24 protein-coding genes are annotated in these 26554 nt (G+C 45.8%); 8 read left to right on the forward strand and 16 right to left on the reverse strand.

All coding sequences use genetic code 11. From position 1 onward, the window contains the following. Positions 1 to 323 precede the first annotated feature (323 nt). From QUA88_RS01370 to pgl, 4 genes are all read right to left on the reverse strand, one after another. Complete coding sequence (locus QUA88_RS01370) at positions 324 to 1061, reverse strand: PRC-barrel domain-containing protein (RefSeq protein ID WP_333226425.1); 738 nt, start codon at positions 1059 to 1061, stop codon at positions 324 to 326. Between the two features lie 55 nt (positions 1062 to 1116). Beyond that, a complete protein-coding gene (locus QUA88_RS01375) occupies positions 1117 to 1608 on the reverse strand; it encodes an FHA domain-containing protein (protein WP_333058233.1) in 492 nt (163 codons plus the stop codon). Positions 1609 to 1690: 82 nt separating this feature from the next. Continuing rightward, positions 1691 to 2482: an FHA domain-containing protein gene (locus QUA88_RS01380; RefSeq protein ID WP_333081242.1), complete on the reverse strand. Its 792-nt coding sequence runs from the start codon at positions 2480 to 2482 to the stop codon at positions 1691 to 1693. Positions 2483 to 2689: 207 nt separating this feature from the next. Further along, positions 2690 to 3409, reverse strand: a complete 720-nt coding sequence (gene pgl / locus QUA88_RS01385; RefSeq protein ID WP_333269838.1) for a 6-phosphogluconolactonase — start codon at positions 3407 to 3409, stop codon at positions 2690 to 2692. A gap of 463 nt (positions 3410 to 3872) precedes the next feature. Here pgl and QUA88_RS01390 point away from each other — a divergent pair, with 463 nt between their 5' ends. After that, entirely contained in the window at positions 3873 to 5240 is a 1368-nt protein-coding gene (locus QUA88_RS01390) for a hypothetical protein (protein WP_333058236.1), read from the forward strand. Between the two features lie 72 nt (positions 5241 to 5312). On the opposite strand, the gene QUA88_RS01395 is transcribed toward QUA88_RS01390, so the two are convergent. From QUA88_RS01395 to QUA88_RS01425, 7 genes are all read right to left on the reverse strand, one after another. Beyond that, positions 5313 to 6479, reverse strand: a complete 1167-nt coding sequence (locus QUA88_RS01395; protein WP_333269841.1) for an LptF/LptG family permease — start codon at positions 6477 to 6479, stop codon at positions 5313 to 5315. 81 nt (positions 6480 to 6560) lie between these two features. Further along, positions 6561 to 7289 (reverse strand): LPS export ABC transporter ATP-binding protein, encoded by a 729-nt coding sequence (gene lptB, locus QUA88_RS01400; RefSeq protein ID WP_333034782.1) that lies wholly within the window; start codon positions 7287 to 7289, stop codon positions 6561 to 6563. A gap of 173 nt (positions 7290 to 7462) precedes the next feature. Next, a complete protein-coding gene (locus tag QUA88_RS01405; protein ID WP_172186331.1) occupies positions 7463 to 7933 on the reverse strand; it encodes an LptA/OstA family protein in 471 nt (156 codons plus the stop codon). Between the two features lie 384 nt (positions 7934 to 8317). Beyond that, positions 8318 to 8455 (reverse strand): hypothetical protein, encoded by a 138-nt coding sequence (locus QUA88_RS01410; RefSeq protein WP_333234112.1) that lies wholly within the window; start codon positions 8453 to 8455, stop codon positions 8318 to 8320. 66 nt (positions 8456 to 8521) lie between these two features. Further along, a complete protein-coding gene (locus QUA88_RS01415; RefSeq protein ID WP_293249699.1) occupies positions 8522 to 9010 on the reverse strand; it encodes an SMI1/KNR4 family protein in 489 nt (162 codons plus the stop codon). A 143-nt stretch (positions 9011 to 9153) separates the two neighbouring features. Then, positions 9154 to 9594: a DUF309 domain-containing protein gene (locus tag QUA88_RS01420; protein ID WP_333269845.1), complete on the reverse strand. Its 441-nt coding sequence runs from the start codon at positions 9592 to 9594 to the stop codon at positions 9154 to 9156. 147 nt (positions 9595 to 9741) lie between these two features. Continuing rightward, the gene (locus QUA88_RS01425; protein WP_172186333.1) at positions 9742 to 10104 is read right to left on the reverse strand and encodes a ferredoxin-thioredoxin reductase catalytic domain-containing protein; all 363 of its coding nucleotides are present in this window, start codon (positions 10102 to 10104) and stop codon (positions 9742 to 9744) included. Between the two features lie 311 nt (positions 10105 to 10415). Between QUA88_RS01425 and cas6 the strand changes: the two genes are divergently transcribed. Then, complete coding sequence (gene cas6, locus QUA88_RS01430) at positions 10416 to 11540, forward strand: CRISPR-associated endoribonuclease Cas6 (RefSeq protein WP_333153313.1); 1125 nt, start codon at positions 10416 to 10418, stop codon at positions 11538 to 11540. Positions 11541 to 11638: 98 nt separating this feature from the next. Here the strand turns inward: cas6 and QUA88_RS01435 are convergent, their stop codons facing one another. Both QUA88_RS01435 and QUA88_RS01440 read right to left on the reverse strand, forming a co-directional pair. Continuing rightward, positions 11639 to 13075, reverse strand: coding sequence for a DUF2079 domain-containing protein (locus QUA88_RS01435; protein ID WP_333269848.1), 1437 nt, complete (start codon positions 13073 to 13075; stop codon positions 11639 to 11641). An 8-nt stretch (positions 13076 to 13083) separates the two neighbouring features. Then, positions 13084 to 14667, reverse strand: coding sequence for a DUF2079 domain-containing protein (locus QUA88_RS01440; RefSeq protein WP_333233573.1), 1584 nt, complete (start codon positions 14665 to 14667; stop codon positions 13084 to 13086). Between the two features lie 268 nt (positions 14668 to 14935). On the opposite strand from QUA88_RS01440, the gene dxr reads away from it, so the two are divergent. Further along, entirely contained in the window at positions 14936 to 16126 is a 1191-nt protein-coding gene (gene dxr / locus QUA88_RS01445; protein ID WP_333209211.1) for a 1-deoxy-D-xylulose-5-phosphate reductoisomerase, read from the forward strand. Positions 16127 to 16484: 358 nt separating this feature from the next. On the opposite strand, the gene QUA88_RS01450 is transcribed toward dxr, so the two are convergent. Further along, on the reverse strand, positions 16485 to 16997 hold the full coding sequence (locus QUA88_RS01450; RefSeq protein ID WP_333056486.1) for a phosphoribosyltransferase family protein: 513 nt from the start codon (positions 16995 to 16997) through the stop codon (positions 16485 to 16487). A 54-nt stretch (positions 16998 to 17051) separates the two neighbouring features. Between QUA88_RS01450 and QUA88_RS01455 the strand changes: the two genes are divergently transcribed. Next, positions 17052 to 17801 carry a pentapeptide repeat-containing protein gene (locus tag QUA88_RS01455; RefSeq protein WP_333056487.1) on the forward strand — a complete coding sequence of 250 codons (750 nt, stop codon included), beginning with the start codon at positions 17052 to 17054 and terminating at the stop codon, positions 17799 to 17801. A gap of 148 nt (positions 17802 to 17949) precedes the next feature. Here QUA88_RS01455 and QUA88_RS01460 read toward each other — a convergent pair whose 3' ends face one another. Further along, positions 17950 to 18150: a hypothetical protein gene (locus QUA88_RS01460; RefSeq protein WP_333056545.1), complete on the reverse strand. Its 201-nt coding sequence runs from the start codon at positions 18148 to 18150 to the stop codon at positions 17950 to 17952. 838 nt (positions 18151 to 18988) lie between these two features. After that, positions 18989 to 19186 (reverse strand): hypothetical protein, encoded by a 198-nt coding sequence (locus QUA88_RS01465; protein WP_333056488.1) that lies wholly within the window; start codon positions 19184 to 19186, stop codon positions 18989 to 18991. A gap of 1815 nt (positions 19187 to 21001) precedes the next feature. Here QUA88_RS01465 and QUA88_RS01470 point away from each other — a divergent pair. The 4 genes from QUA88_RS01470 to QUA88_RS01485 all read left to right on the forward strand — a co-directional run bounded on the left by QUA88_RS01470 (position 21002) and on the right by QUA88_RS01485 (position 26534). Continuing rightward, positions 21002 to 21187 (forward strand): hypothetical protein, encoded by a 186-nt coding sequence (locus QUA88_RS01470; RefSeq protein WP_333056490.1) that lies wholly within the window; start codon positions 21002 to 21004, stop codon positions 21185 to 21187. Positions 21188 to 22282: 1095 nt separating this feature from the next. Continuing rightward, positions 22283 to 22468: a hypothetical protein gene (locus tag QUA88_RS01475; protein ID WP_333096849.1), complete on the forward strand. Its 186-nt coding sequence runs from the start codon at positions 22283 to 22285 to the stop codon at positions 22466 to 22468. A 92-nt stretch (positions 22469 to 22560) separates the two neighbouring features. Further along, positions 22561 to 23424 carry a calcium-binding protein gene (locus QUA88_RS01480; protein WP_333056491.1) on the forward strand — a complete coding sequence of 288 codons (864 nt, stop codon included), beginning with the start codon at positions 22561 to 22563 and terminating at the stop codon, positions 23422 to 23424. 278 nt (positions 23425 to 23702) lie between these two features. Beyond that, the gene (locus QUA88_RS01485; protein WP_333269855.1) at positions 23703 to 26534 is read left to right on the forward strand and encodes a tetratricopeptide repeat protein; all 2832 of its coding nucleotides are present in this window, start codon (positions 23703 to 23705) and stop codon (positions 26532 to 26534) included. Positions 26535 to 26554: the final 20 nt, after the last annotated feature.

Here is a 26554-nt window from a genome sequence, read left to right on the forward strand (position 1 = left end):
TATTGCACCATTCTCAATTACTTGTTTAGGGAGCGGGATCTTGCCTGTTTCACAAGAAAATTCACTCTTTGTGGAACAGGCAAGATGCCTGTTCTTGAGAATAGTGCAAGATGTGAGTTGTATCAAACAGCATAGGTCATTTTGAGTTGCTAACATTTTCCTTATTGATGCAATACCTTTAAAATACAATGCTTTGAGCAGCACTGGAATTTTGAGCGACAAGGCATCAATCTCTCATAGCGAAAATACCGATCGACCTTCCTCGCGCGCGGCCCCCAAATGCGCTCGGCAATTAGTCCCCCGGCGAGCGGGAAGGCCAAACTTCAGCTCAAATCTGACTCAGGCGGCTCCGGATTCGGATCTGGCGGGACAGATTCTTGCCTTTGCCGCTTCAACTCTGCAACTTTTTCTTGAGCTACATCCCTGACTTCGAGAGCTTTATCTTGGAATTTTTCCGCCAGACTTTGAGCGCCCCGCTTCACACCTGCCACATTTTTGAGAGTTCTGTCGAAATCTTCATGTAAAAACTCTGCTACCAGACCGACTTTTTTGTGCAGTCCCTCCGCGTACTGCACTGGCTCCGATACAGCAGCTTCAGAGACGATCGCCCGCTTGCTGCCGATGGTCGAAATAGCTGCCACAGGTAACAAGTAAATGTCGTCTAAAACACCGCGCCAGCCGCTCGATTTAAATAGGTAGTTGGTGACTGAACCCGTGCGGACATCAAATAGGTAGTCAACCACTGCACCTGCCTTATTTCCAGCGTCCGTGAGCACCTCAAGCCCGATCGGACAAACAGCTTGTTCCGGCTGATGAAGTTCCGGCAGTTCCGGGTTAATGGTGACAAAAACATTTTCCCCCACCGTATCTACTTGCGCCCAAGCGAACCAAGTTTTTTTGCTCCCCAAAAGTCCCGACTTGCAAGTAAAGCCGATCGCCCGTTGGGAGTGAGCATCGAGCCAAACCCGATCTACCCTGCCGACCTCTTCCGCCGTTCTGCGGTCGATGGTGCGGCGGCCCTGCAGTTCGCTGCGCCTAACAATCTGTGGTGATGTACTCATAAATAAACTCCTGAGTGCCGCCTTTGAAAAATGTCGATCGTCCAAAGAAGCCGATTTAATATTCTTCTTCCGAATAATGGCGATTATTATCTGCCTGGGTTAACTCGTCCTCTTCCCTGGAAGTGCCAACTTCTTTGTGGTCGGGAACGGGAATCGTGCTCATGTGCACGCCGGCCGAGGGAGCGTGAATTTCCTTAGCCTCCCTGGGCTTGACGCCAAGAAGTCCTAACTGGACGGAGGATTGATTCGGGCCTACGTTGATTTGAATTTTCGGCCCAGAGCGAGCCAAGTGAACGATCAGACCGTCCACAATGGGAACCTTAGCGATCGGCTTACCATCGAGGTAAGTGCCGTTGGTACCTAAATTGATCAGTTCCCAAGTTATGCCGCTGCGCCGCAATTCGATGTGGCGACGAGAAACCACAGCGCTAAAAAGAACGACGTGGTTTTCGGTCGAGCGCCCGATCCGCACGACCTGCTCGTCTTCAAAGATCCAACTGCGGACGGGTATAGACTGGAGTGGATGTAGCAAGGTCAGCTTAATCACATTGGCAGCATTGAGTTTTGGTAGAGCGCCTCAAGATGCGATTTTAGATTTTAGACTTTCGATCGCCCAATCCAAACTCGCTCTAAGAGATTTGAAATAAAAACGTAACCAGGTCTCCTTTGCCCAGAGAGATGCGGTCTCCCGGTCGCAACCGGTGGCGGTTTCCCTTGGGTAGCGGAGTATTGTTGACGTAAGTGCCGTTGGAACTGCCTACATCTTCTAGGTAGCAAGCATCTCCCTCCACCCGGAGATTTGCGTGTACCCGAGAAACTATCTCAGAATTAGCAAATCCCGAAACATCAATATCCGGGGGTACTAAGTCATTTGGCTTGCCTATGTGAACCACAGCCAGACTGTGAGGCAATTCCATCGGGGTATTTGTCTGAACGTGTAGCAGGCGCGCCGACTGCTGTTGCAGTTGAGTTTTAGCTACACCTGCTGGCTGTAGGCCCGGAACCGGAGGAGAGATAGTTACTGGTGTTGCCACCGATTCAGTTGTAACAGGAACCGAGGGCAAAGGCGGGGGATCTGGAATCGTCGGAATGCTGGCGGGAGTTTTTTCCAAGTTGAGCCCCTTATTCAGGGTAACTAGAGGTTCCATTGCCATCAAGGGATCGGGTGGCACTAAATCGGGCGCCGGTGACGATACCACTGTGGGGCCTACAGGCGAGGGGGACGGTACTGTCACCTCAACTTCTGGAACTATGGAACCCGGACGCAAGTTAAAGCCACACTGACCGCAAAATGCTGCATCTGTCTGAACTGCTGCACCGCAGTTCGAGCAACTTGCGGTAACAGGTAAAGGCGTGTAGCAAGCCTCACACTGGCTGGCCCCGTCGGGGTTCTGGTGATTGCAATTGGGACAGACAATCATCGATTTCTCCTTGCTATCGGCCAGATTTTCAAATCAGCCTCATAAAAATACTCGTCGTGTATATGGTCAAATTTTAACTTTAACCGCCACAATTCTTATATTGCTTCTAATACTAGCAACTGAGCTGACGCCGTGACGTTAGCTGTGATGGGCAAGATTGAGTTAGTGATAATGCTGACTGTGTTGGCACGCTTGCGACTCTATGGGCTATTTTACTGCTGCGCCAGCCGCCGCATCGAGGAGCCACCAAAGCTCGCCCTCTGGTTGAACGAGTCTGGCTGGATAAGTCATTTCGTCGGCTGCGGGGGCAAAAATTTGAGCAAGGGCGGGTTGTTTGCTGGCTCCTGCGACCATGAAGATGACGCACCGGGCCCGGTTGATTAAGGGGACTGTAAAGGTAATGCGGGGTTGACCGTCTTTGTTGCCGACAGTTACTAGGGCATCCCGGACTTCCAAGGCTGCTGTGCCGGGAAATAGAGAGGCTGTGTGGGCGTCGTCTCCTATGCCCAATAAAATGATGTCGAAGGCAGGAAACTCGCCGTCGGATACTTTGAAGAACTGCTGCAATTCGGTTTGGTGCGCTGCTGCGTCGGCTGCGGGGTCGCCGGCGCCTGTGGGCATGGGGTGGATGTTGCTGGCGGGGATATTCACTCGATCGAGCCACGCGAGGCGCGCCATTTTTTGATTGCTGTCTGGGTGTTCTGGGGGAACGTAGCGTTCGTCGCCCCAGAAAACGTGAATTTTGTCCCAAGCCAGGTCTTGGGCTGCGATCGATCTGTATAGGGGTTCTGGTGTGCTTCCGCCCGCTGCGGCGATCGTACAAAGTCCGCGTTCTGCTATGGCTTCTGAGATTTTCGACAGCACAATCTCCAGCGATCGATCTATTAGTTGTTCCCGATTTGCTAATACTTCAACTACTTTTTTCATTAATTTCCTCTCAACTTTACTTGGGTGTTGTTCTCACCAATTGCCAATTTTACCTTGACATTTTGGTTTGAGGTCGATCGGCTGACAGACCCGGCAGGCCGCGCACCGCATCCCATAAGATTTTATCATGTTATGCCCCTTGATTTAAGGAAAGCAAGACTTATTTCTACCAGTGCTTTATGGATTTTCACCGGTTGCATTGAGCTGTCGCAACTTTCAATCAAAAGTTCGATCGTACTCGGAGCATCTGTGCAGAAAGTAAAAAGCGTTTTTTGGGACTCGGATCCGTCCCACACAGCAAAGTCTATAAATATAGCCAGCCGGACGATCGCACACCGACAGTAAAAGCCAAACCGAGATGCTCCCGATCGCACTTACGCCGACATAGCAAAAATAATCAAGATTGATGTGGTAGACTAGGAAAAATAGTTTTAAATCCGCACGCTCGGAAGGAAGCAAAACTATGTCAATTTTTAAGCGATTTCCTACATCAGTCCGCTATCTAATAGCGCGGTTGCGCCACTGGACGCAACCGGCGGTTTGGGCTCCCTTAGCCGTGCTGTGTGCAGGGGGATTATTTATCTGGGAGGTCTCTGTAAATCCAGAAAGGTTGAGTATAGATGGCGAAGAAGAACCAGCCTCAAACACTCCAGCTTCGCTATCGGGACTATCTGCTGAAGATACCGCCATTGCCGCTGAAATCGACAGCTCACCAGTGCTAGTCAATCAGTTTAATGGATCTACTGCTTCTGAACTGAACTTGTTAAATTCATCAGTAGTAAAAAGCAAAGGTTTATTCGAGGAACTTCGAGATCGGGACTTAGAAACTCCTCAGCCATCTTCAGCACCCAAGCAGGTAGGAAGCAGCGGATTTTTCTCCTTGCCAAATTTAGCAAATCCTGCTGTCGAGGCGGGAAACAATAACCCCCAAAATTCCAGCTTGCCAAGTTCAAACGCAACATCACCGTTGAGTTTATCTAGCAGCGGGAGACTAACTTCTGGGATAAAAACGATTAAGCCTGAGTCTGGGGGTACAGCGACAGCAACTTTATCGCAGGCGTCGAATGATGCTAATTCAGATAAACAAAACGAAAATTCTCTGCCTTTGAGTCCGCTGCAAGCAGCTATGAAAAAATACGTCGTTGCTAACACTTCGGCAACGGCGGCTTCAGGTGAGAAAACAGCAGACGAGGCTACATTGCTCGATCGACCGGCTTCCGATCCTGCTGCAGGAAATGCGACAAATTTGCTCCCAACGACCGCTACAGCTCAAAGTGGAGCCAATCCTGTGAATGTTCCCACAGCACTTCCCCCCCTTGTGACTCCGACAAATACTGTGAGCAAGGAATCTCAAGAATTCTTAAAACCGACAGCTACAGTCGCTGAATCATTGGCGGGGTTAAATTCCAGAGTGCCGAACCTCCCCGAAATTAATGCAGGGGCTGCACCGGTGGCTTTGCCGAAAAATCCCTACCAAACTGATTTATCTGGTTCCGGCTTCGCAACTGAAGTTCAACCTGTGGCACTTCCAGTAGCCATACCTTCGCCAACACCTCTACTTCCGAATGTCAGTCCATCTCCCTTTCCGAATGGGATTGGGGGAAGCAAGATAATTAACCCTCAATTCTCTCCCAATTCAGCGAATTCTCAATTTCAAACACCTCCACCGAGTCAGCTTAATTTACCACAGCAGCCTAACTTTGGAGTTGTTCCCCAAAATACCAATCAGGGCGTGCAGCCCATTCAACCTCAAACTTTTGCTACACCAGGCTCCCTGGCTCCGGGACGCTACATTGGCGGTGGCGAAATCAATACTTTTTCTAATCCTTAAATGATGGAAGTTCGGCCACGAAAACGATATTATCAATTCCCAATTCCCAATTCCCAATGTTATTGGTAAAACTTACCTAGCGGCAGCCCGCACCAACAACAATCCCCCGATTCCCAAACCAAACACGATGGGCAGCCAAGCCGAAAGAATCGGAGTCAAAACAGCTTTCACGCCCATAGAACTGGTGATGAAAGAAAATACGTAGTAAGTAAAAATCACAACTACGCTAATACCAAAACTCGTTCCTCGACCGGAGCGGCGCGGTTGAGTTCCCAAAGCAGCTCCCACTAAACCAAATACCATGCACACGAAAGGAAAAGCATATTTTTCTTGAATTCGCACCTTTAATTTGCGAATTTGCGGTTCGTCGCCACTGTTTTTAAGGATATCCAAACGCTCTAAAGCTTGGGCAATGTTCATTTCCTTGAAATCCCGCGCTCTCGCAGCTAAATCTAAGGGCGTGCGGGGCAGTTGCAACTGCTGGTGTTGAAACCTAACTATATTGCGGTAAGAGCCATCAGGAGCTACTATATAAGCGGTTCCGTTGAAAAAATCCCAGGTATTTTCTGAGGCATTCCAAGTAGCGGATTCTGAAGAAACGATTTGATTGAGGCCTGGGGTGGAGCGATCGATAATTGTTAAACCTTTCATTTGCTGGCCGTCAAATTGTTCTGCATAAAAAAAGCGGGCGAGGATTTCGTCGCCGCCTTTTTCTGGTTTGCGAAATTCTGTGTAGATAATATTTCTATCTTGAAATGTCGGTTTTTCTCGCTTCAGGGCTCTGTCTAAAGTCAGAGTTGCTCTGTAGCTGGCGGCGGGTACAACTAACTCTTGCAAACCAAAGGTTAATCCTGCAACAATTAAACTCATGATCACAGCAGGCAGTATCAATCGGTAAACGCTAACTCCGCAACTGCGGAGGGCGATGAGTTCGCTGTCGCTGGACATTCGGCTGTAAGCCATTAAGGTTGCTAGCAGCATTGACATGGGGAAAGCCAATACTACGAAGTAGGGAATTTGCAGGAGAAAAATTTCTATGGCTGCGCCGTAGGGGAGGCCGGATTCTGCTACTCTGCGGACTAATTCAAATAAGGCTCCAACTGTGACGGCGACGGATGTAAAGAGTCCGACGCCAAATAAAAATGGGCCGATTAGTTCTTTGGTAATGTACCAGTCCATTACGGAAATTCTCGGCAGCCAGTTGATGGGATTCAAAGAATTGGATATTGCTATTTTCATAGTTTGGGATTTTTGCAGTTTGCTCCTCAATCTAACATCTCAAATCTAAAATTCTACCGTTTGCCGAATGCCTTCAAAAGACTATCGCACGAAGTTGTCACCTAAGTAATACTGTCGCACTAAAGGGTTGCTGTAGAGTTCTTCTTCAGCCCCGGAGGCTAAAATTTGGCCGTCTCGCATGATGTAGGCTCGATCGGTAATTTCGAGGGTTTCTCGGACGTTGTGATCGGTGATGAGGATGCCGATTTTACGATCGCGCAGTTTAGCAATAATGGTTTGAATTTCGTCTACTGCGATCGGATCGACGCCTGCAAACGGTTCGTCTAAAAATAGAAACATGGGCCCGTCTCGCCCTGCGGCTAAGGCTCTGGCCAGTTCAGTCCGCCGCCTTTCTCCCCCTGATATTTGAATTCCCAAACTAGATGCTATTTTTTCTAAGCGAAATTCTTGCAATAGGAAATCGACTCGCTCGCGCCATTCCCAGCGTGGCACTTGAGTTTGTTCTAGGACTAACAAAATGTTGTCCCGCACGCTCATGTTTCGGAAAATGCTTGCTTCTTGAGCGAGATAGCCAATTCCCAAATGTGCTCGCTGGTGCATCGCCAATTTAGTGATGTCTAAATCGTTTAGCCAAACGGTGCCTTGATTTGGTTTTTCTAATCCGGTTGCTATGTAAAATGTTGTGGTTTTGCCGGCACCGTTGGGGCCTAGCAATCCTACGATTTCTCCTTGGGCTACTGACAGGTTGACGCGGCTGACTACATTGCGTTTTCCGTAGGACTTGTGAATATTTTCGAGTACAATTTTCATTTTCGCTCCCGGCAACCTCTACAAGCTCAATTTCAGACTGCAGCTTTGTGCGATCAACTCTCTAATTTAAATTTTACCTTTTCAAGTTTGTGACTTTTATAAAGACGAAATTTCGCATCTATCCCAAGTAGTATGTTTTGGCTGAGGCGAAATTTCGCTGCTGCGATCCACTGTTACCGGGGGGCTGTAGTTGGACGTGGGGAGCCAACTGCATTTTGAGCTGCCGCATCTTGTTCCGGGGCAACCAAATAAACAGATTCTACCTGTCCTGGGTTGTCTGGCAGGGCAATAAACCGCCCTTCGTCGATGAGGTATGTTATGGTTTCGCCGCGCAGGCTGTTGCCCTGCTGCAATACGTAAACATCTCCGCTGAGAATGATCCGGCGCTCGCGGCTGAAATATTGAGCTTGAGCCGCAGTTGCTTGTATTTGGCGGGCTGGATAGTTGATTTGGACGTTGCCGCGGGCTGTCACGATGCCGGTTTTGGAGTCGGCTTCTTGAATGTCCGATCGCACGCTGAGAGTGCGGGGCGGCCCGGCTTGCGGGTAGGTGGGAGAGGCGATCGCGCCTGCCAGAGTGAGGGGCAACAGCAGCGATAATCCTTTGAATATTCGGGAATTGAGTAGTTTAGCGGAGGGCATCATAGCTTACAAGCCTCAAAATTTATAAAATTGCTGAAGGGCATTATCTCACCCCCAGATTTTTCTCTATGGAGATTAGATCTCCCACAGGCGAGAGTTAGGTATTTTATCTTAACGGCCGTGAAAAATTCCCGTGAGGTCGATCGACCTGCCCGAGAGCGTCAACCAATTATCCTAGCAAGACAATAGCCATTTTCACGACGTGTTTGGCTGATTTGCTGGATTTGCAAGTTTTTTGACGGTTGCTCGCCTCGGGAAGTTTCTGGCAAACTCTCTACGTACTAAGGCATTAGCTGTCCGCAGTGAGTTCGGCAAATTTTGATTTATTAGGTTCTTTCTTTAAATTAGTTTCCATCTCATTTGAGCATTCGCGGGGGCTGTATTTTTCTAGGATAGGGAAAGCTGGCGATCGATCGTCCGAAGTTGCGGGCGATAATGCTCCGCATCCCTAGCGCGATCGCATTTCACCTGTCGGTGAAAAATGCAACGTCGTCCATCGCACACCGCAGATAGACTTTGCATCACAACCGATCAACTTTCGGGGGTTGGTGTGCATGAGCGTTATTGTGTGGCGATCGTTCCCACCTTTTTTCAGATATCATCATAACCGTAGAACTTATAGGGAGGTTGCAAATCATTAGATCTTCGCAAATAGAAATCACAGAGTTCCTGAAAAGAGTGAACAACAATGGCTTCCTCTCCTTCATGAGGCAAAATGAACCAACGATTTAGGTCAGATGGATGGAACAGAATATCGTCACCGCTAGGGCTATCAAAGAATGGGACACACTCAATAGCTTGAGCTTGTGTAAGTACATCGGGATTTTTAGCCCAGAACCAGTCCCCAGACAATCTACCACGAACCTCACTAAGATAGCTATCCAAAATTTCCTGTGGAGGAAGTGTTCTTATGCTCAGGTCGGTTTCGCCCAGTCCTAATGTATTCACGAACGCACGGTAATCTTCCGGAAATAGAAAGCCTAGACAATCCTCAATCGCAGATAAATCTTGAATAGAGATGGGCTGTAGCGGTGGAGTCGCTACAACAAACGAAATGCCTCGAAATTCAACTATATCCATACTTTTTAAACTTGATGGAAACCGCTTCAAGGCAACCTCAAACTACTGAAATCAACAACCTAAGCAGCACAACTTATAATTGTATCGCATCTGCTGTACAACATATGGTATAACCTGAAAATACCGCGATTTTCCCACCCTTCTTACCTACCGTTGGAATCTCCTTTTCTCAATCGGGTTTCACCTTCTACTTTGATAATTCGTGGCAATTGCAAGCCTGCAACTTCTGTACCTGCGAACAACGGCACAAATTCTGCTACTTTTTCCGGGCCAGCTTGTTGCAAAGCGCTCAAAAGTTTAGCACTTTGTCCGAGCAACTCTTCAACGGCAATTCCGGCATAACTCGGCTGATAATAACTGAGCCGATTTATTCCTTCTCCCAGCAAGATTACCGCACCGCGCCAGTTTTGATTTCCTAAATGATAAAGCGCGACCGCAATTTGCAATATTCCCTGATAAAACCTTTTTTCCGGCTCGCCGGCTTCCATCCACAAAGCCTCTAAAGTATCGTGACAAGCGTAAAATTCTTGGCTGTTAAACTGTTCGATACCTTGCCAAAATTCGAGCGGGATTTCCTCTGTCATTTGATTGGAGATTCGCGATTTTCGATGGCGGATGCGTGTTTGAGTAGGCGGCGATCGATTTCTTTTAAATAGCTAAGTCTTAAAAATAGGAAAAATAACGACCTGTTTTCCAAACTCCTGCCATTTCACGACCGCCTACTTAAACGATTACATAGTATCTCTGACAGCTTGAATCTGATCCATTCCTATTTCCTGATTAGTTCCAGCGAAATCGTTATCTGGCGTCAGAAATAACATACAGTGACACTCTTTGCGCTCGCGCATGGGAATGCAGGGACAGTTCCAGTAGGCGGCTTTTACTTCGGCTTCTTTATCTTCGTAATGGCGACAAGGGCATAAGGGAGCGCCTAGTTCATCCTTGTGTTTTGCTAGTCCTTCTATCACGACAGCAGTGACGGAAGGTTCGGAACAAAAGTAAGTTCCCGTGCGCTTGGCGTAGGTTTCGGAGAAATTCTTCATCGCCTCCAAAGTTTTTTCGTTGGAGAGTTTAGATTTTTCTGTTGTGTTCATAGTTTAGGATCGGAGTTGAGGATGCTACGAGCTTTTGACAATTGTAGCGCAGAATGTGATTTTAAACACTGGTATATTTCTGTTTAGTTACAAGGAAGAAAACCTTGACAAAGATTGAGTTTTAGGTTGTTGGTTTTTTAGTGGTTTTTGTCTATCCCGGAGGGTGCGGGAAACTGGCGGTAGACCCGGTTTTTGGAGCTGCCAAAAGATTTGGGCGATCGATCGCCCTCAACTATCATCCCCCAAAGGGGATAAAAATCGGATAAGATAGCACGGCACTCTTTCTGTGACGGTTATAGGCACGGCATCTGATGGCAACTTCCCCGAACCGCACCCACAGCAAAAAATCTCCTCCTTCTGGGCTGATTTGGCCGGCTGACACCGAGTTAGTCGGATTAGTGTTTGAATTGACTCCCCGTGCTGCTAGCCATCTGTACGCGCAGTATGCTATAGGTTTGCACGCTTGGTTTTTAGGTCAAGTACAACAAACTGACCCGGATTTATCGAAACTTTTGCGCGATGAACAGTCAGAAAAAGCCTTTACTCTTTCGGGATTGGAAGGTGATTTGCTCCCCGGTGGCAAAGAATTTCAGCTTTTGGGCGATCGAATTTATCGCTGGTACGTAACAGGACTTTCAAAGCCAGTAGTGCAGTGGCTGAGTCAGTGGCTGCAAAATTTGCCCGAAGAGATAGATTTGCGAAATGCTCCGCTGCTAATTCGCTCTTGGGATATTGCTTTTGCTCCCACAACTTACCAGCAATTATTAACAGCAAAACCCCCATTTTCGCCAACCATCAAACTTAGTTTTGTGACTCCTACAAGCTTTCGTAGCAAAAGCCATCACTTCCCTCTGCCAGTTCCCGAAAATGTTTTTCACAGCTATTTGCGTCGCTGGAATAACTTTTCTGGGGTAAATTTTGACCAAACAGAATTTTTGAATTGGATTGATGAAAATGCAATTATTAGCCGCCACAAATTGGAGTCGCAAAAGGTAGCGGCGGGCAAAAAAGGCATGGTAACGGGATTCACTGGGGCTGTGGAATTTGGGCTAGGGCGATCTGCTCACAATCGTCCTGATTTTGTACAATTATTTTATGCTTTGGGGCGGTTAGCGCCTTACTTCGGCACCGGCTACAAAACAACTTTTGGATTGGGACAAACGCGAGTACAATGGTTGACAAAAGCGCTACCTGAAGTGTCGATACAAAGCGTCTTGGCGGCGCGAATAGAGGAATTGACAAAGAAGTTTATGGCGCACAGAAAGCGTAAAGGTGGAAGTCGCGCTGCTGAGATTGCTGAAACTTGGGCAACGATTTTGGCGCGCCGGGAATTCGGGGAATCTTTGTTGGATATTGCTGCTGATTTGGAAATGCCTTATGAAACTGTGAAAACTTACGTGAAGTTGGCAAGAAGGGCTGTGAAAGTGGAGGATTAGCGCGAATTTGTTGACTGTTGACTGTTGACTGTTGACTGTTGACTGTTGACTGTTGACTGTTGACTACTGACTGATGACTAATGACTGATGACTGCTGACTAATGACTCTTAGTAAATAGGTATATGTCGTCTCGCTGATATTTTAGTTGAAATTGAGGGGTGTTTTTTAGTTGAGCTACTAAGTTATTAACAAAATCTCGATCGCTCATCCAGCCAGGATATCTGAGGTTCAGCAATATATAATCAAATTCTGCGAGATTTGCAGGCGGCGTGTTAGCCTGAGTTAATTTTACTACAGGGCGGTGCGCTAAGTGCGGAGCAATCTGAGCAGTTGTTAAAACACTGCCTTTGGTTTCTACAAGAGAAATTGCCTCTTTGGTAGCCGGCAAAGTGTCGATCCCCTTTAAATAAATAGTCCAAAAATAGCCGTATTTCGCTAAAGCTAAGAAAGCAATCAACGACCAAATTACAATGACTCTAGGCAAGGGATAATTAGGAAGTGGCAATCTCTCAAATATTGTTTTTCCCTTTTGCTGATTGGTAGCTGCCAAACTGGAAATTACGGCCACCAACAAAAACGGCAATATCGGCACAGAATATTGATGAATTAAATCCCGCTGAGCGGGGATATCGGAAAGAATATTCATCGCCAACATCGGCACAGCACTAATTAAAGATGACAGATGACGCGGGGACAGCCACCAAATTATAGGTAATAGCAATAACGCTAAATATCCAAAAGTATCTAAAGAAAACAAACGCCCTAAAACTAGATTTGGTTTCACTATTAAATTAATAGCAATTTCAAAAACAGAGTTTCCCAAATATTGATATCGCCCGATACCCGCGTGTTCTCTTCCCTGATTAAAATACGGTATAACTGCCTGAGTAACTACCAGAAACCAACCCGCGCCTAGAAAGAGAGCTATGAGCCCACAATTGCGTTTTTTGTCAAAACACAACAGCCACAAACCCATCGCAGCCACAGTTAAAGATAGCACGGCTTTGCAGCTCAAAACTAATACAATAGCAGCACAAAACCACAAGGTTTTATTCAGCCTCGCGGCTAAGATTGCTGCTAGCAATGCTGGTAAAGCAATTACTTCTGGGTGGAAGTCGAAGAGGTTGACATTAAATACTGCGGGATAAAGCAGATATACGGCTGAAATTGCAATTGCTTTTTGTTCGTTTAATCCGGCTTGACGTGCCAAACTCCAACTCGGCCAAGCGCCTAAAGCTAGGGAAACAGCTTGTACTAAAAAAAGCCAGTGAACATCTGGATATATTTTGTAAAGTAAAGCTAGTGGATAGAAAATAAAAGCGGCGTGGTCGCCCCAAATATTGATTGCCATTAAAGAGGAAAATGGCGTTTGATTTTGGGAGATTAAATAAATTGCTTGGTCAAAAATTGCTAAGTCGAATGCAGTTGACTGAAACAAAGCGTGCCGCGCGCTGCTGGCGGTAAATAAGACTATCGTTGTCACGACAATCATTAAAAATACTGGATGAGTTTTTAGGAATTTTAAAGTTCGCATTTTATTATTTAATCAGCGATTCGTTTAAATAGCATAACTTCGTTTTTTTGATAAGTTAATTTAAAATCGGGAGACTTTTTCAGTTGCTTTGCTAAGGTATCACCAAGTTTTTCAGTATCAGGCCAGGGATGGCGCAGGTTTAATAATATGTATTGAAATTCAGCTAAATTTGTTTGGGGCGAAATTTGTGAAAGCAATTTTACTATTGGGCGATGGGCAAAGTGAGGGGCAAGTCTATTATCGGTTAAAATACTGCTTTGGGGTTGGACTTGTGCGACTGCTTCGCGTGTAGCTTGCCAGGTATCTAGTCTATTTAGGTACAGATAAAAATCTTTATATTCGCCCAGACATAGGAAAATTAGTAATGACCAAATTATCATGATTCTCGGCAATTGAATTCCCCGCCAAAGTTGAGAAATTCGGAAGTTTTTAATTTGTGGCAGATTCACCCCTGTTAAAAACTGTTGCTTATTTGCTTGATCTTCTTCCTTGTTGCCTTTTATTTCTTCCCTCTTCCTGGTTTCTTCCTTCGCGATTACTGCTAAAAATAAAAAGGGAATTACAGGTACTGAATACTGATAGGCTAAGCTGCGTTGAAATGGCAAGTCAGAGAGGATATTGATCAGGAGGGTAGGGAGGGCAGGAATTAGCGCTGTTAGATATTGTATCCGTAGTTTGCCCGAAAATGGCAATAGCAGCCAAATCACAGGTAAGGTGAGGAGAAATAAATATTTGAATGTATCGAAGGAAAGAATTTTTCCTAATACTAACTGTGGTTTTAATATGAGATTGATGATAATTTCTAGTACGGATTTTCCTAAATAGCTGTAGCGCCCGACTCCAGCGACTTCGCTGCCGCTAAAGAAGGGGATTATTTTCTGGGAAGCTATCAAAAACCAAGCTGCACCTAGCAAAAGTGCGATCGCCCCGTACCGTTGCTTTTTTTCGCAAAAAAACAGCCAGAAACCCATAGCAGCAACGGTTATGGACAAAACCGCCTTGCAACTGAGAACTAACACAATAGCGGTACAAAACCACACAATTTTATTTAAACGCGCTGCCAAAATTGCGGCAAAAAGTGCGGGTAAAGCGATTACTTCCGGGTGAAAATCAAATAAATTGATGTTAAATACCACCGGATAGAGCAAATAAATCAATGCGATCGCACGGGATTGTTCTTGATTCAAACCTGCCAAACGCGCTAAACTCCAGGTAGGCCAAGCCCCCAGGGATAATGCAACTGCTTGTACCAACAGCAGCCAATGCACATCTGGGTAAATTTTGTACAGCAAAGCTAGCGGATAATAGATTACCGCTGCGTGATCGCCCAAAATATGAATCCCCATTAAAGAAGAAAAAGGCGTTTGGTTTTGGCTGATTAAGTAAATTGCTTGGTCAAAAATTCCCAAATCGAAAGCAGTTGATTGGAATAAAGCGTGGCGTAAACTGCTACACAACAAGAAAATTGCCGCAGCAGTCGCGATCGCCCAAACCAAACTCGACGGTAGCTGGGATCGACCTTCATCTATATTTTCGGCGATCGAGACACTGATGTCCTCACGGTCATCAGCAAAATTTTCCCTATTCTGCATGAAATCTGGCACCTTGTGGTCAATCGATTTTAGATTTTAGATCTTAGATTTTAGATCGAAGCATTGACCCCACGGATAAATTCGGGGGCTCCTTTATCGGATACAGGTTTTTTATTTCTGGACGGATGAATCACGTGGCGGGTATCCTGGATGCTTTCGGTCACTCAAAATATGATTCCATCGAATGTGCTTTCCACGCAATAGTTAACCACTAATTTTTATCCCCGCAATCGTAATATTAGAATAATCCACAAAACCTTAAAAAATTGTGAAAGCAATAACTCTTCTCGGATCCACAGGCTCGATCGGCACTCAGACTCTGGATATTGTAGCTCAATACCCCGATCAATTTCGGATTGTCGGGTTAACCGCCGGACGAAATGTAACGTTGCTGGCCCAGCAAATTCGCCAGTTTCGACCGGAAATTGTTGCGATTTGCGACGAAGATCAATTACTGGAATTGAAGGAGGCGATCGCAGACATCGACCCTCAACCTATTTTACTTGCTGGCGAGTCAGGCGTTGTCGAAGTTGCCCAATACGGTGACGCTCAAGCCGTCGTCACTGGCATAGTTGGCTGTGCCGGTTTGCTGCCAACAATTGCGGCTATCAAAGCAGGCAAAGATATCGCCTTAGCCAATAAAGAAACATTAATCGCTGGGGGCCCGGTTGTCAACCCCTTAATCGAAAAATACGGCGTTAAAATATTACCTGCTGACTCGGAACATTCGGCAATTTTTCAGTGCCTCCAAGGTGTTATGGTTGGCGGGTTGCGGCGAATTATTCTCACTGCTTCGGGGGGTTCTTTTCGAGATTTGCCGATCGACAAATTAGCAGGAGTAACAGTAGCCGATGCTTTGAAACATCCAAATTGGTCGATGGGGCAGAAAATCACGATCGATTCTGCTACTTTGATGAATAAAGGATTAGAAGTCATCGAGGCTCATTACTTATTCGGAATGGATTATGACGACATTGATATTGTCATCCATCCTCAGAGCATAATTCACTCGTTAATTGAGTTGCAAGATACCTCGGTTTTGGCGCAATTGGGATGGCCGGATATGCGTTTGCCGCTGCTTTACGCTTTGTCTTGGCCGGAGCGAATTCATACAGATTGGGAACGGCTCGATTTGGTAAAAGCTGGGGATTTAACTTTCCGAGAACCAGACCACGAAAAGTATCCTTGTATGCAGTTGGCTTATGCGGCGGGACGTGCGGGCGGTTCGATGCCTGCGGTGCTGAATGCGGCAAACGAACAGGCGGTAGCGCTATTTTTGCAGGAGAAGATTCAGTTTTTGGATATTCCGAAGTTGATTGAGAAGGCGTGCGACAAACATCAAGCCGATAACTGTGAAAGTCCTGGTTTAGACGATATTTTGGCTGCGGATAGGTGGGCGCGGCAGGAAGTTTTGGCAGATAGTATGGAATTGGGCGATCGTATTCTTTCGGTTCGCTAATTCTATCAGCCGACTTGTACTTACCCACAAGCCCTAGGAGTGAATAAATTCCCCGTCTCATAGAAGACAGTCGGTTGAAACTTATATCTTGCACCATTCTCAATAAGCCTTTTAGGAACAGGCAAGATGCCTGTTCCACAAGAAAATTCACTCTTTGTGGAACAGGCATCTTGCCTGTTGCTGATACTGGTGCAATATCAGAGTTGAAACAGACTGCCGAACCTTGATAAATATCCAGTCCTCTTCAGAGGACTTTAGCTATGAGACAGGGGTTTCAACCCCTGACGGACTATGCCAAAAAGTGCAAAATATCGGCAAAACCATATTAAAGCTTGACCTGATTTTAGTTTTTTATTGACTAACTCCCAACTTGTGCCGCAAAATCAGCCGCACTCATCTTTTCGTACATTTCAAAAGGTTGGTGAATCCAAGGATTGTCCGCCAAATAATCTACATAATAATCCGGCTTTGCAACAGAACAAGCCTTGTACCAGAGTACAGCAGTCCGAATTTCCTGAATATCCTCGCCGTAGCGATTCTTGAGCCAAGCGATACCTTGCTCTAAACTAATTCCCGAATCCACCAAATCGTCAACCAGGAGAATGCTGCTGCCCAAATTATCGCCCACCATTGTCAAATCGCGGGCAAACTCGATCGCGCCCCGGACATTTCCCTCGGCCCCACCATAGGACGAGGCCGCTAAAATCGCCAGAGGTTTGTCGAAAATCCGCGACAGAGTATCTCCAACCCGCAGCCCTCCCCTCGCCAGACAGACAATTCGATCGAATTTCCACTGAGATTCCTCAATTTTTACAGCCAAATCCTCAATTTTCCGATGGTACTCAGCCCAAGAAACGTAAAGGTCACTCATTCCTAATATTATTTAAATATCAAAGGTATTATTAAATATTTTGGGGAAAATGACATGGATGCAGATGAACTTCTCAGACGGTATGCAGCCGGAGAACGGGTTTTTCACAAAGTAGACCTGAGCGGTGCCAATATGTCAAGGACAAATTTGCGCGATATTGACCTGAGTCACGCTAATTTAAAAGGTGCAAATTCGATCGGTCTCACCCTATACAGAGCTAATCTGTATCAAGCAGATATCAGTCAAGCCAACCTCTCCCAAGCCAACCTCATGTCCGCTAATTTTGGCGAATGCGAGGCGGTGGGAGCGAACTTGAGCGGAGCCATCTTGCGGAGTGTCGTCTTCAGTGGAGCCGATTTAACGGGGGCGAGTCTCAGGGGTGCAGACATGAGAGATGCAAACCTTCAGGGGGCAATTTTGATTCAAGTTTATGCAGTTAACGCTAACTTGCAAGGTGCCAACTTGACAGAAGTAAAGCTTTGCGGAATCAACCTGAGCAAAGCAAATTTAACCGATGCAAACTTAACACAAGCTGACCTCAGCCGTGCTAACCTAACTCAAGCAAATCTGAGTTGGGCTAATTTGACGGAAGCAAATCTGGAAAAAGCTGATTTGAAGGGAGCCGATTTGAGTGGAGCTAACTTGAGCTGTGCAAATCTCCATCAAGCAGATTTGAGCGGAGTTTCCCTTAAGGGAGCAAATCTCCGGGGAGCAAACTTGCATCAAGCTTCTTTGCGTGGGACTAATTTGGATGAAGCGAATCTGAGAGAGGCCATGATGCCTGACGGCACAATCTGTGACTAAATAAGCTGAGAAAATAGAAGTTAAAACGGCAGGGTGCCTATGGCGCACCCTACATTTAGGCTAATGCCTAATTTTTTTAAGGGGATTTAATTCTGCCTTCAAGTGACAGTGCATTTAAAGAGTAGTGGCAAAAAATTTAGCACCGAGTTTAATCTACAACTTTCAGCCAGCCCCGGCGAACTGCGTGGAGCAAGCGGTTGATGGCTGTTTGATCTTCTTCGGTAAGACAGTCATTTAACAGCGCTGTCTTGAGCTGTTGTCGGTGAGTGGGAGTCAGCAGACCGGAGTGATATACCTGAAAGACTAGCTCTGCAATAGTAAATTGAGGTAACAGCGTTTGGGTTGTCATCATGTGTTTTTTTTTGAACTCACTTTTGACAGTATTAACTAATTTTTCCAAAATTTATGTGATTCAACTACGGGAGTAAATGTGATCGATTGGCTCTTGATGAGTGATTTGTGTCAGCCGGACTAGGGGATCGGATATTTCCTCGATAGCCCTGGCACTGTAAACACAAACCCCGTCCCGATTTCTCGCTTTTGGCAACTCCGAAATCTCTACTTTTGGTTAAGAAACGGTGACAAATAAATTAAGATTTATCTATTAAGGAATGAGAATTAAATAACTTCCACTCTTGAAAGTGGGATGGGCGTCCCGCCCGTCCACTCATGACGGGCAGGACGCCCATCCCACAATAACAATTAAAATTGTAAGTTATTTAATTCGCGATCCTAAGAGATTACTAATGACTGCTAGCTAAATCGCATGGCTTAATTGAAGGTACAACTTTTAGCCTGTTTAGGAACCCGCTTTTACCTACATTTACCTAGTTTCTTGGTGTGGTCTTTGTTCCGTGGATATACTTAATAACCCGCCCAAAGACAGATACAAGTTTCCGATAGGAGTGGGCATCGATCCAAAATTTTAAGCTCTAGTTCAAGCTCCCAGATTCATATGTGAAGTCAATCTAAAATCTAAAATCTAAAATCTAAAATCTAAAATCGACTGGCTGCTTCCAATCAAAAATCCCGGCTTCTTCAAGAAACCGGTTCGAGTTTTTCGATCGCACTACAATTTTTTTTTGGAGAGGGTTAATGGATCGACCTACTCACTTCAATCTTATTGTTGGCAAAGCTTGACAGGAGAGAAAGTAAAAATACTCATCTCAACTTTTTGTGTGAGGAGACTAATCGGAAATCCTGACCCATCCGCGGCGGATGGCGTGCAGCAGGCGGTTGACTGCATCTCTGGCATCTTCGCTGAGAGCGCTTTGGCAGAGTTCGCGCAATCCGTGGCTTTGAGTGCGAGTCAGATTGCCTGAATTGGTGACTTGATAGAACAGTTCAGCGATCGCCCGATCGGATTTTAAAGTCAGAGCTTGCATGAAATCTCGTTGAACTCGACTATTATAATATCGAGCATTTGACAAAAGAGTAGGGTGATTGCAGTCGGCTAAGCTGTGCGATCGTTCTTGGCTCGATTTGTGACCGAAGTCTACCAGTATACGTGATTTAAATCACAGCAAACCCAATACCTCGATCGCATAAGCTATGATTGGGGTGGTAGCCTCCAGGTTTGACAAAACCTCGAAAAGCCCTGAACGCAAGGCTTTAAGTTTCCAATACCGCCGCGCAGCAGGAGTAATTCCGCTCAACATTGCAGGCTATGGACTTGCATAGCTGTGAAACTTTTGGTTTAAGACACTTGCAGCTTGTGGCTCAGGGCATAAAGTTGCGATCGGCGAGCCACCGCCTGAGATACAATAATTATAAATACTTCTATCCCATCTATAGACAGGGAGGTCAAAAAATGATAATGATTAGCTACTTTTCTATTGCCTTAATCGTTTTTCTTGTTTGGTTCAAAAGTTTTTGGAATGATACTGCGACATCTAAAAAAGACGTGATATCTTGGATAGCCTTAATAATCGGCCCTCTGGTTTGGCCTGTTGTTCTGCCCCTATCCCTTTTGCAAATTACTAGCAAAAAGTCTGTTGTACAAACAGCTCAATGCGAGCAAAAAATATAATAACTTTTGGAAGTAACTGGCTTCAACACACTCGCTTATCTCTTCCTAAATTATTCGGCGTGCATCGCTTTTGGCAGCGAGTAATTTATCTTGTTTCATACTAAAAAAATGCAGCTAGAAGGTAGAATCAAATAAAAATTCTGAATCCTAAAACAGTATTTTTTTACCGCTATCAAATTCTGCCTTCTGCTTTTTGATCCAGCCCAAAAACGGATACAAGTTTCCGACAGGAGTCGGCTGCTGCCCTAAATTTTAGGATCTTGTTCAAGCTCTCCGATTCATCTGTGGCATAAATCTCAAATCTCCAATCGTTGAACTAAGCGAGATTGACGCACGCCCTAGCCCACGTATCACGCCAAAGTCTCCAATTGACTGATGCCTAATTTTCTTCTGTCACATCGTGAATTAACGGTGCGGCTCAGTCAATCGATTGCGCGATTTTAGATTTTAGATTTTAGATTTTAGATTTGAAGCATTGACTTGCGCGAGATAAATTCGGGGGTTCCTTTATCGGATACAGGTTTTTTATTTCTGGGTACTGAGTCTGCTTTCGGAATGAATCACGTGGCGGGTATCCTGGATGCTTTCAGTTAAAATTGTTCCGGCAAAATTGTCAGACTCACATTGTCGAACAACGACCGCAATTTTTTTTTACTAAAAAATTATCTGCCACATCAACCAAGCTCAAAATAAATATGTAATGTAACATGGCCTGTTGCTTGCAAAAATATAACTTCAGACATATTTTCGTCGGTCGCTGACCAACTTAAGAATTTTCATTACTTCCGACCACTGCGTACCATTAATCGAAGGTGGGAAAATCCTGGCGAGGCGTGGAAAAACAGCTAGACTCTTTGCCATTTAAGCTTTTCGGGATCCCTTTATTCAAATCGTAGCAGCTCTAAGCAGGAAATTGTAGAGTTCGTTTGCGCCCAAAATCCCTAACTCTTACCGCAGTTAGATAGACAATTCAAGGCAGAGACTGCAATATGAAATAGGCAACCAAAACTGTTTCAAGTCTCAAGTACGACTTATTTTTGGCGATCGGGCATCAGGAGTGTATAACGCGAGCCAGCTAAATTTTTGGAAGTACGAGATGTTTGGGAACTTCAAAAAAAAAGTGCCGTCACGGTATCCAAATTAGTTATTTGCATAAAAAGTAGGAGTCAAAATGAACGAAGTATCTGAGAAACCAATTTATAGAGTTCTTCATCTATTGTCGCTGCTAGCGCTGGCATACTATGGAGCTACTTCCATCAATTATATTTTCGAGAGTGACTCTCACGCTCACATCTACAAGTACGACAGCCAGAGCAATTATAACGCCTCACCAGCGCAACTAGAAGCACACCGCTAGGAATAAGTAGAGATTTTCTCTGAATGACTGCCGGCTCAAATTTCGGGGAATTGGCTAATCGTTAATGATCGGCTCGAAGTTAACAACCATTAGTAAAAAAGTCTTTGCTAAAAACTCAATATTTTCACTCACAGGTATTAGCCATCGAATGTACCGCAAAAATTAACTATTTAATTTGTTCTCAAAATAGACCAGAGTGATGAAAGGATGGCCAAGCATTTTCATCAGTAAGAGCCTTAAGAGCTTTAGTAATCGCTTCATCAAGAACATTTGAAGGTGGATATGCTTCAAAAGGGAAAATCGCTTGGATTTTTGCCCACTACAGCTCGATGGGAGATAAATCCGGCGAGTATCGAGGTAAGAATTTTACATTGGCTTTGATAGATGCCATCAAAAAATTGACGGCTTCAGCATTCATGATAAACAGGTAAATTATTCATAACTACAATGGGGCTAACCCATAACTGGGGCAGGATTCGCCAGCAGCCCAAAAATTTATATCCTAGTTCCAGTTCCCAGATTCATCTGTGGACTAAATCTAAAATCTAAAATCTAAAATCTAAAATCTAGTGACATTACCCTCACAAATCTACCGGCCCACCGTTGATCCCAACTTTTGACCAAAAGACGATCGCGCTACATTGTCTGATTGTGCGGATGGATGCGGATCGTGGTTGAAATGACGGATGGGGGTTGAAAAACTGGGTTTTTAGCCAAAATTCTATATTGAGCGTGAGGGATTTGGCTGGAAACATCAAGGCGATGAGGCTCAAAAGTTCGTCCGGGACTGTATTGGGAGCCACTTTTGATTGAATCCGGCCTCCAGCGTGCGTGGGCTTGCTTTCAAAGCGAGTTACAAACTTTTGATTTCTGGGGAACTATTGGCGAAAATCAAAAGTCTGGTCAAGTACAGTGTACTTAAAAAAATCGCAGCTCAGTTCCAGCCTCATTGCGGGCGATCGAACTCTCCGGCGATGACAGGGCCCGCGGGCCCGGTGCAACTTCTCAATCTTGAGAGCATACTTCCATTAAAAATGGTCTCTGTGTATCTTCCGGGTATTGTTTTAATAATGACTAGCCATATCGATGGTCATTATGGTAAACTCGCAAACGTTTAAGTGGAATATTTTCGTGTTAGAGGAGGCAGTGGTGGAGTCGAGAGTCAAAAGCAGGAAACAACCGAGATTTGCTGCTCAACGAATACAGGATTCAACTCGCGCTCCCAGGCTCGCTGCTGACAATTTAAATTACATGACAGCTTATAGCAGCCGGGTCAATTAGGGTCTCAACCGATGTCCGGTTTCATTTATTGAATCCCTTTGGAGGGAAAAGTGTATTGTAGAAAAATGATTGATCTTTTAGGAGGAGTGTAAATGACACAGGTAACAAATCCAACAACACCAACTACACAACCAGGCGGTGTCGGTGGCGGTGGCTCAACCATTATTGGCACCCCCGTAGGCGCTAACAGGTTGAACGGCAGCCCCGGCAGCGATATCATTCTGACTTTTGAGGCCGCTGATGTCATCGCTGGTGGCACTGGCAACGACCTGATTATATCGGGTGGCAACAATGATAGTGTCGGCGGCGGCGACGGCAACGATACCGTCATTTCAGGCAGCGGCAACGATGTGGTCGCTGGCGTTAGCGGCGATGACTTAATCTTTGGCGGTAAAGGGAATGACCTGGTAGACGGTGGCGATGGCAACGACTTGGTTTCTGGCGACAGAGGCAACGACACTGTACTTGGCGGAAGTGGCAGCGATACAGTCTTTGGTGGCCAAGGCAACGATCTTGTCAGCGGTGGCGATGGCAACGACACTCTCTACGGCGGTAAAGAAAACGATACTGTCGATGGTGGCGCTGGCAATGACTTGATCTCTGGCGACAGAGGCAGCGATGTCCTGATCGGCGGTGCTGGCAGCGATACGTTCTACTTCGCGAGTGCTGGTGGCGATTTCGGCGTAGACACGATCACTGACTTTACCCCAGGCGAAGATAAGATCCGCTTGAAACAGGGCGGTGTGTTCGCTGGCTTGGGCAGCAGCTTCGAGGCAAGCGAGTTTGTCGTCGTTTCTAATTTCAACGAAGCTACTCCAGGAACAGCCACGACGAACAAGTTGGTCTACGACCCAACAAGCGGTAAGTTGTTCTTCAACGGCGCCAGCGGAGTGCTAACTGTTGCTCAATTGCAGCCTGGCCTGACTATTACCTCGAACAACTTCGAGTTGTTCTAAAACAACTGGCAGTTGTGGGGCAGCACCGGATAAGATTCGGGGCTGTTCTCACAAAGCCGGTAGTTTTAAAGGATTTCAACCTCACTCTGCTACAAGCGGGGTGAGGTTGAAATCTTCAATGCAGGAACTGAAGCAGGGGCAGTTAAAAAAAATCGATCGACAGTTATTGATAAAATTAACCGATCGCCCGATCGGGCAAAATATAAATAGAAAGTTTTTAAATTAGAATTTCTAGGTTTTACTGAAGCGGTAAAGAAACCGCAACTGCACCGCTAGCAATGAGCACTGAAGAATATATCCGGCAAGCCCAAATTTATTTGAACCGGGGGAAGTTAACTGAGGCGATCGAGTTTTGCAACAAGGCGATCGAACTTCAACCGTTTTCGCCCTCGGCTTACACGACTTTAGGGGAAATTCTCGAAGCTCAAGGCGATCCGACGGCGGCAAGAGACGCTTTTGTGCAAGCTTTGGAGATTTCGCCCCAGTTTTTTCTGGCTCATGCTTATTTGGGTCAACTTTACAGCGACTATGCGTGGCTGGATGAGGCGGTTTTTCACTACCGACAAGCTCTGGATTTGAAACCAGATTGGGCCCAAGTTCATTATAACTTGGGAAATATTTTTCACAAGCAGGGTAATTTGTTGGGGGCGATCGACTGTTACCGAAAGGCGATCGCCCAAAAACCGGATTATCTCGATGCTTTATACAATCTGGCTGTGGTTTTAGGTGAAAATAGTCAGCTCGAAGCGGCAATGGATACCTACCGACAGGCGATCGCTCTAAAGCCGGATTACGTGGAAGCTTACAGCAATCTGGGTGTGATTTTGCTCAAGGACGATCGGGCTGCTGAGGCGATCGAGGTTTACCAGCGGGCGATCGAGATTAAGCCGGATTGGGCGACGCTGCACAATAATTTGGGTCAAGCCTTGCTGGACAAAAATCCCGATAGGGCGATCGCATCTTACCTCACAGCTATTGAGTTGGAGCCGGACATGGTTTTGGCTCACTACAATCTGGGGAAAGCGTGGCAATTGCAGGGGGAACATTCGGCGGCGCTTGCTTGTTTCGGTCGCGCGATCGAGCTCAATTCCGACTATATTTCAGGCTATACAGACGCCGGGTTTTCTTTGATGGTTTTGGGCAAAATTGCTGAAGCCATGCCTTATTTTGAGCGGGCAATAGCTCTGAAGCCTGATTTTGTTGAAGCCTACTGCCGCTTAGGAGACAGGCGCAGAGTTGCGGCGGTAGAAGATGATGAATTGTCCAGGGCGATCGCTGCGTGCGATCGATTTCTCACAGCATTGATGGGAAGTTCGGCAACGGATTTTGTAGCGGATGTCACGGATGTCACGGATGTCACGGATGTCACGGATTTAACAGATTTAAAAGTAAATAAAAAAGATGGTGTGGCTAGATATTTGTCAAGTGCAGCTTGCGAATTACCTGTTGCTGAAATTTGCGATAATTTAGCCGAAATTTACTTGCATTTAGGAAATGCTTTAACAGAGTACGGCGGGCATGAATCTGCCACCGCTTATTATCAAAAAGCTTTGCAAATTCAGCCACAAAATGCAGAGATTTACTGGCGGGTGGGAAATTCCTTAGCCCAGCAAAAGCGGTTCATTGCAGCAATTGCCGTTTACCGCATGGCTTTGACGATTCAACCTGCTTTACCGCAGGTTTATTTTGAGTTGGCAAAACTGCTGGAAAAACAGGGGCGCTGGGAACGGGCGCTCGATTATTATCAAAAAGTTTTAGAGTTGCAATTGCACGGGTATGGGGAGCAGAAAGAGTGGAAAAAACTGAGTTTTATCTTGCCAGATAGCACTTCTATCAAACCTCCTGACGGTATTTATTTATCGAGTTGGGATTGGCTGGTTAATGCTAAGTTGGAGGCTGACAATTATGTGGAAATATTTTGGCAACCTGCACCCGAAGCAAGTGCAGAAAATATTCCGAATTCCCAATTTGCGAGATCCAATTCCCAATTGGCAAATTCCGATTGTGCGGGGTTAACTTGCGGGCTGTGTTTGCAGCGACTTTCTAAGTGGTTCGATCCGGTGCATTTGGGTTGGGGAATTTGCCGTTTGTCCAACTCGCAACCGCTACCTGTGGAGTCGCCCAAGACTTTTGTGGCGGCAATTCCCAACGGGCGAGTTTGGATTGTGCCGCAGGAAAATTATTGGCTGATTTGCAAGGCGATCGCTGTAATTACTCCTGACAATTATTTGTTGGCTGATGTGTCGAGAGATTATCCGGGATTTTTGCCGGGATGCGAAAAGCATGATGTGAGGAAACACAGCGTTTTTCAGTTAGAATCCTTTCCAGGTTTAAAGCAAATTGACGGTAGCGTGGCGGTGCTTTCGGGTTTGTCTGGAAATGTCTATTTTCACTGGATGGTTGATGTTTTGCCACGGATAGAATTGCTGCGGCACAGCGGTAGGGATTTGGCGGAGATTGATTGGTTTTTGGTGAATAGTTGTCAGCACCAATTTCAGCGGGAAAGTCTAAGAATTCTGGGCATTCCAGAAGAGAAAGTCTTGGAGAGCGATCGCGTGCCTCACATTCAAGCAACCGAGTTGATTGTGCCGTCTTTTGCGGGATATTTGGGCTGGCCTTCTGGGTGGGCGATGGATTTTTTGAGGCGCGAGTTTCTCAAGGAAATTATACCTAGTTCGAGCTATCCAAAACGCATTTACATCAGCCGCAGCAAAGCAAGATATCGACGAGTTTTGAACGAGGAAGATGCGGTTGAGGTTTTGGAGAACTTTGGGTTTGTTTCAATTTTTCCTGAGTCGATGTCTTTGGCAGAGCAAATTGCTCATTTTTCCCACGCTGAGGTAATAGTTGCAGCCCACGGCAGCGGATTGACAAATACAATTTTTTGTGGCAAGGGAACTAAAGTAATTGAGTTGGTGTCGCCTCACTATATCAGCCATTATTACTGGGGAATCAGTCAATATTTGCAGTTGGAACATTACTTTTTAACGGGCGAGGCTTTTGAATGCTATCCTATTAGACAGTTGATGTATCAGAATTCGCTGACTGAGGATATTTTAGTGAACTTGAGTTCGCTGAAAAGGATGGTTGAGGTGGTGGGTTTGAGTTAGTTGGTGTCTGGAGCAAGTTT

This window comes from Microcoleus sp. D3_18_C2, assembly GCF_036702395.1.
In the GTDB taxonomy this organism is placed as follows: domain Bacteria; phylum Cyanobacteriota; class Cyanobacteriia; order Cyanobacteriales; family Microcoleaceae; genus Microcoleus.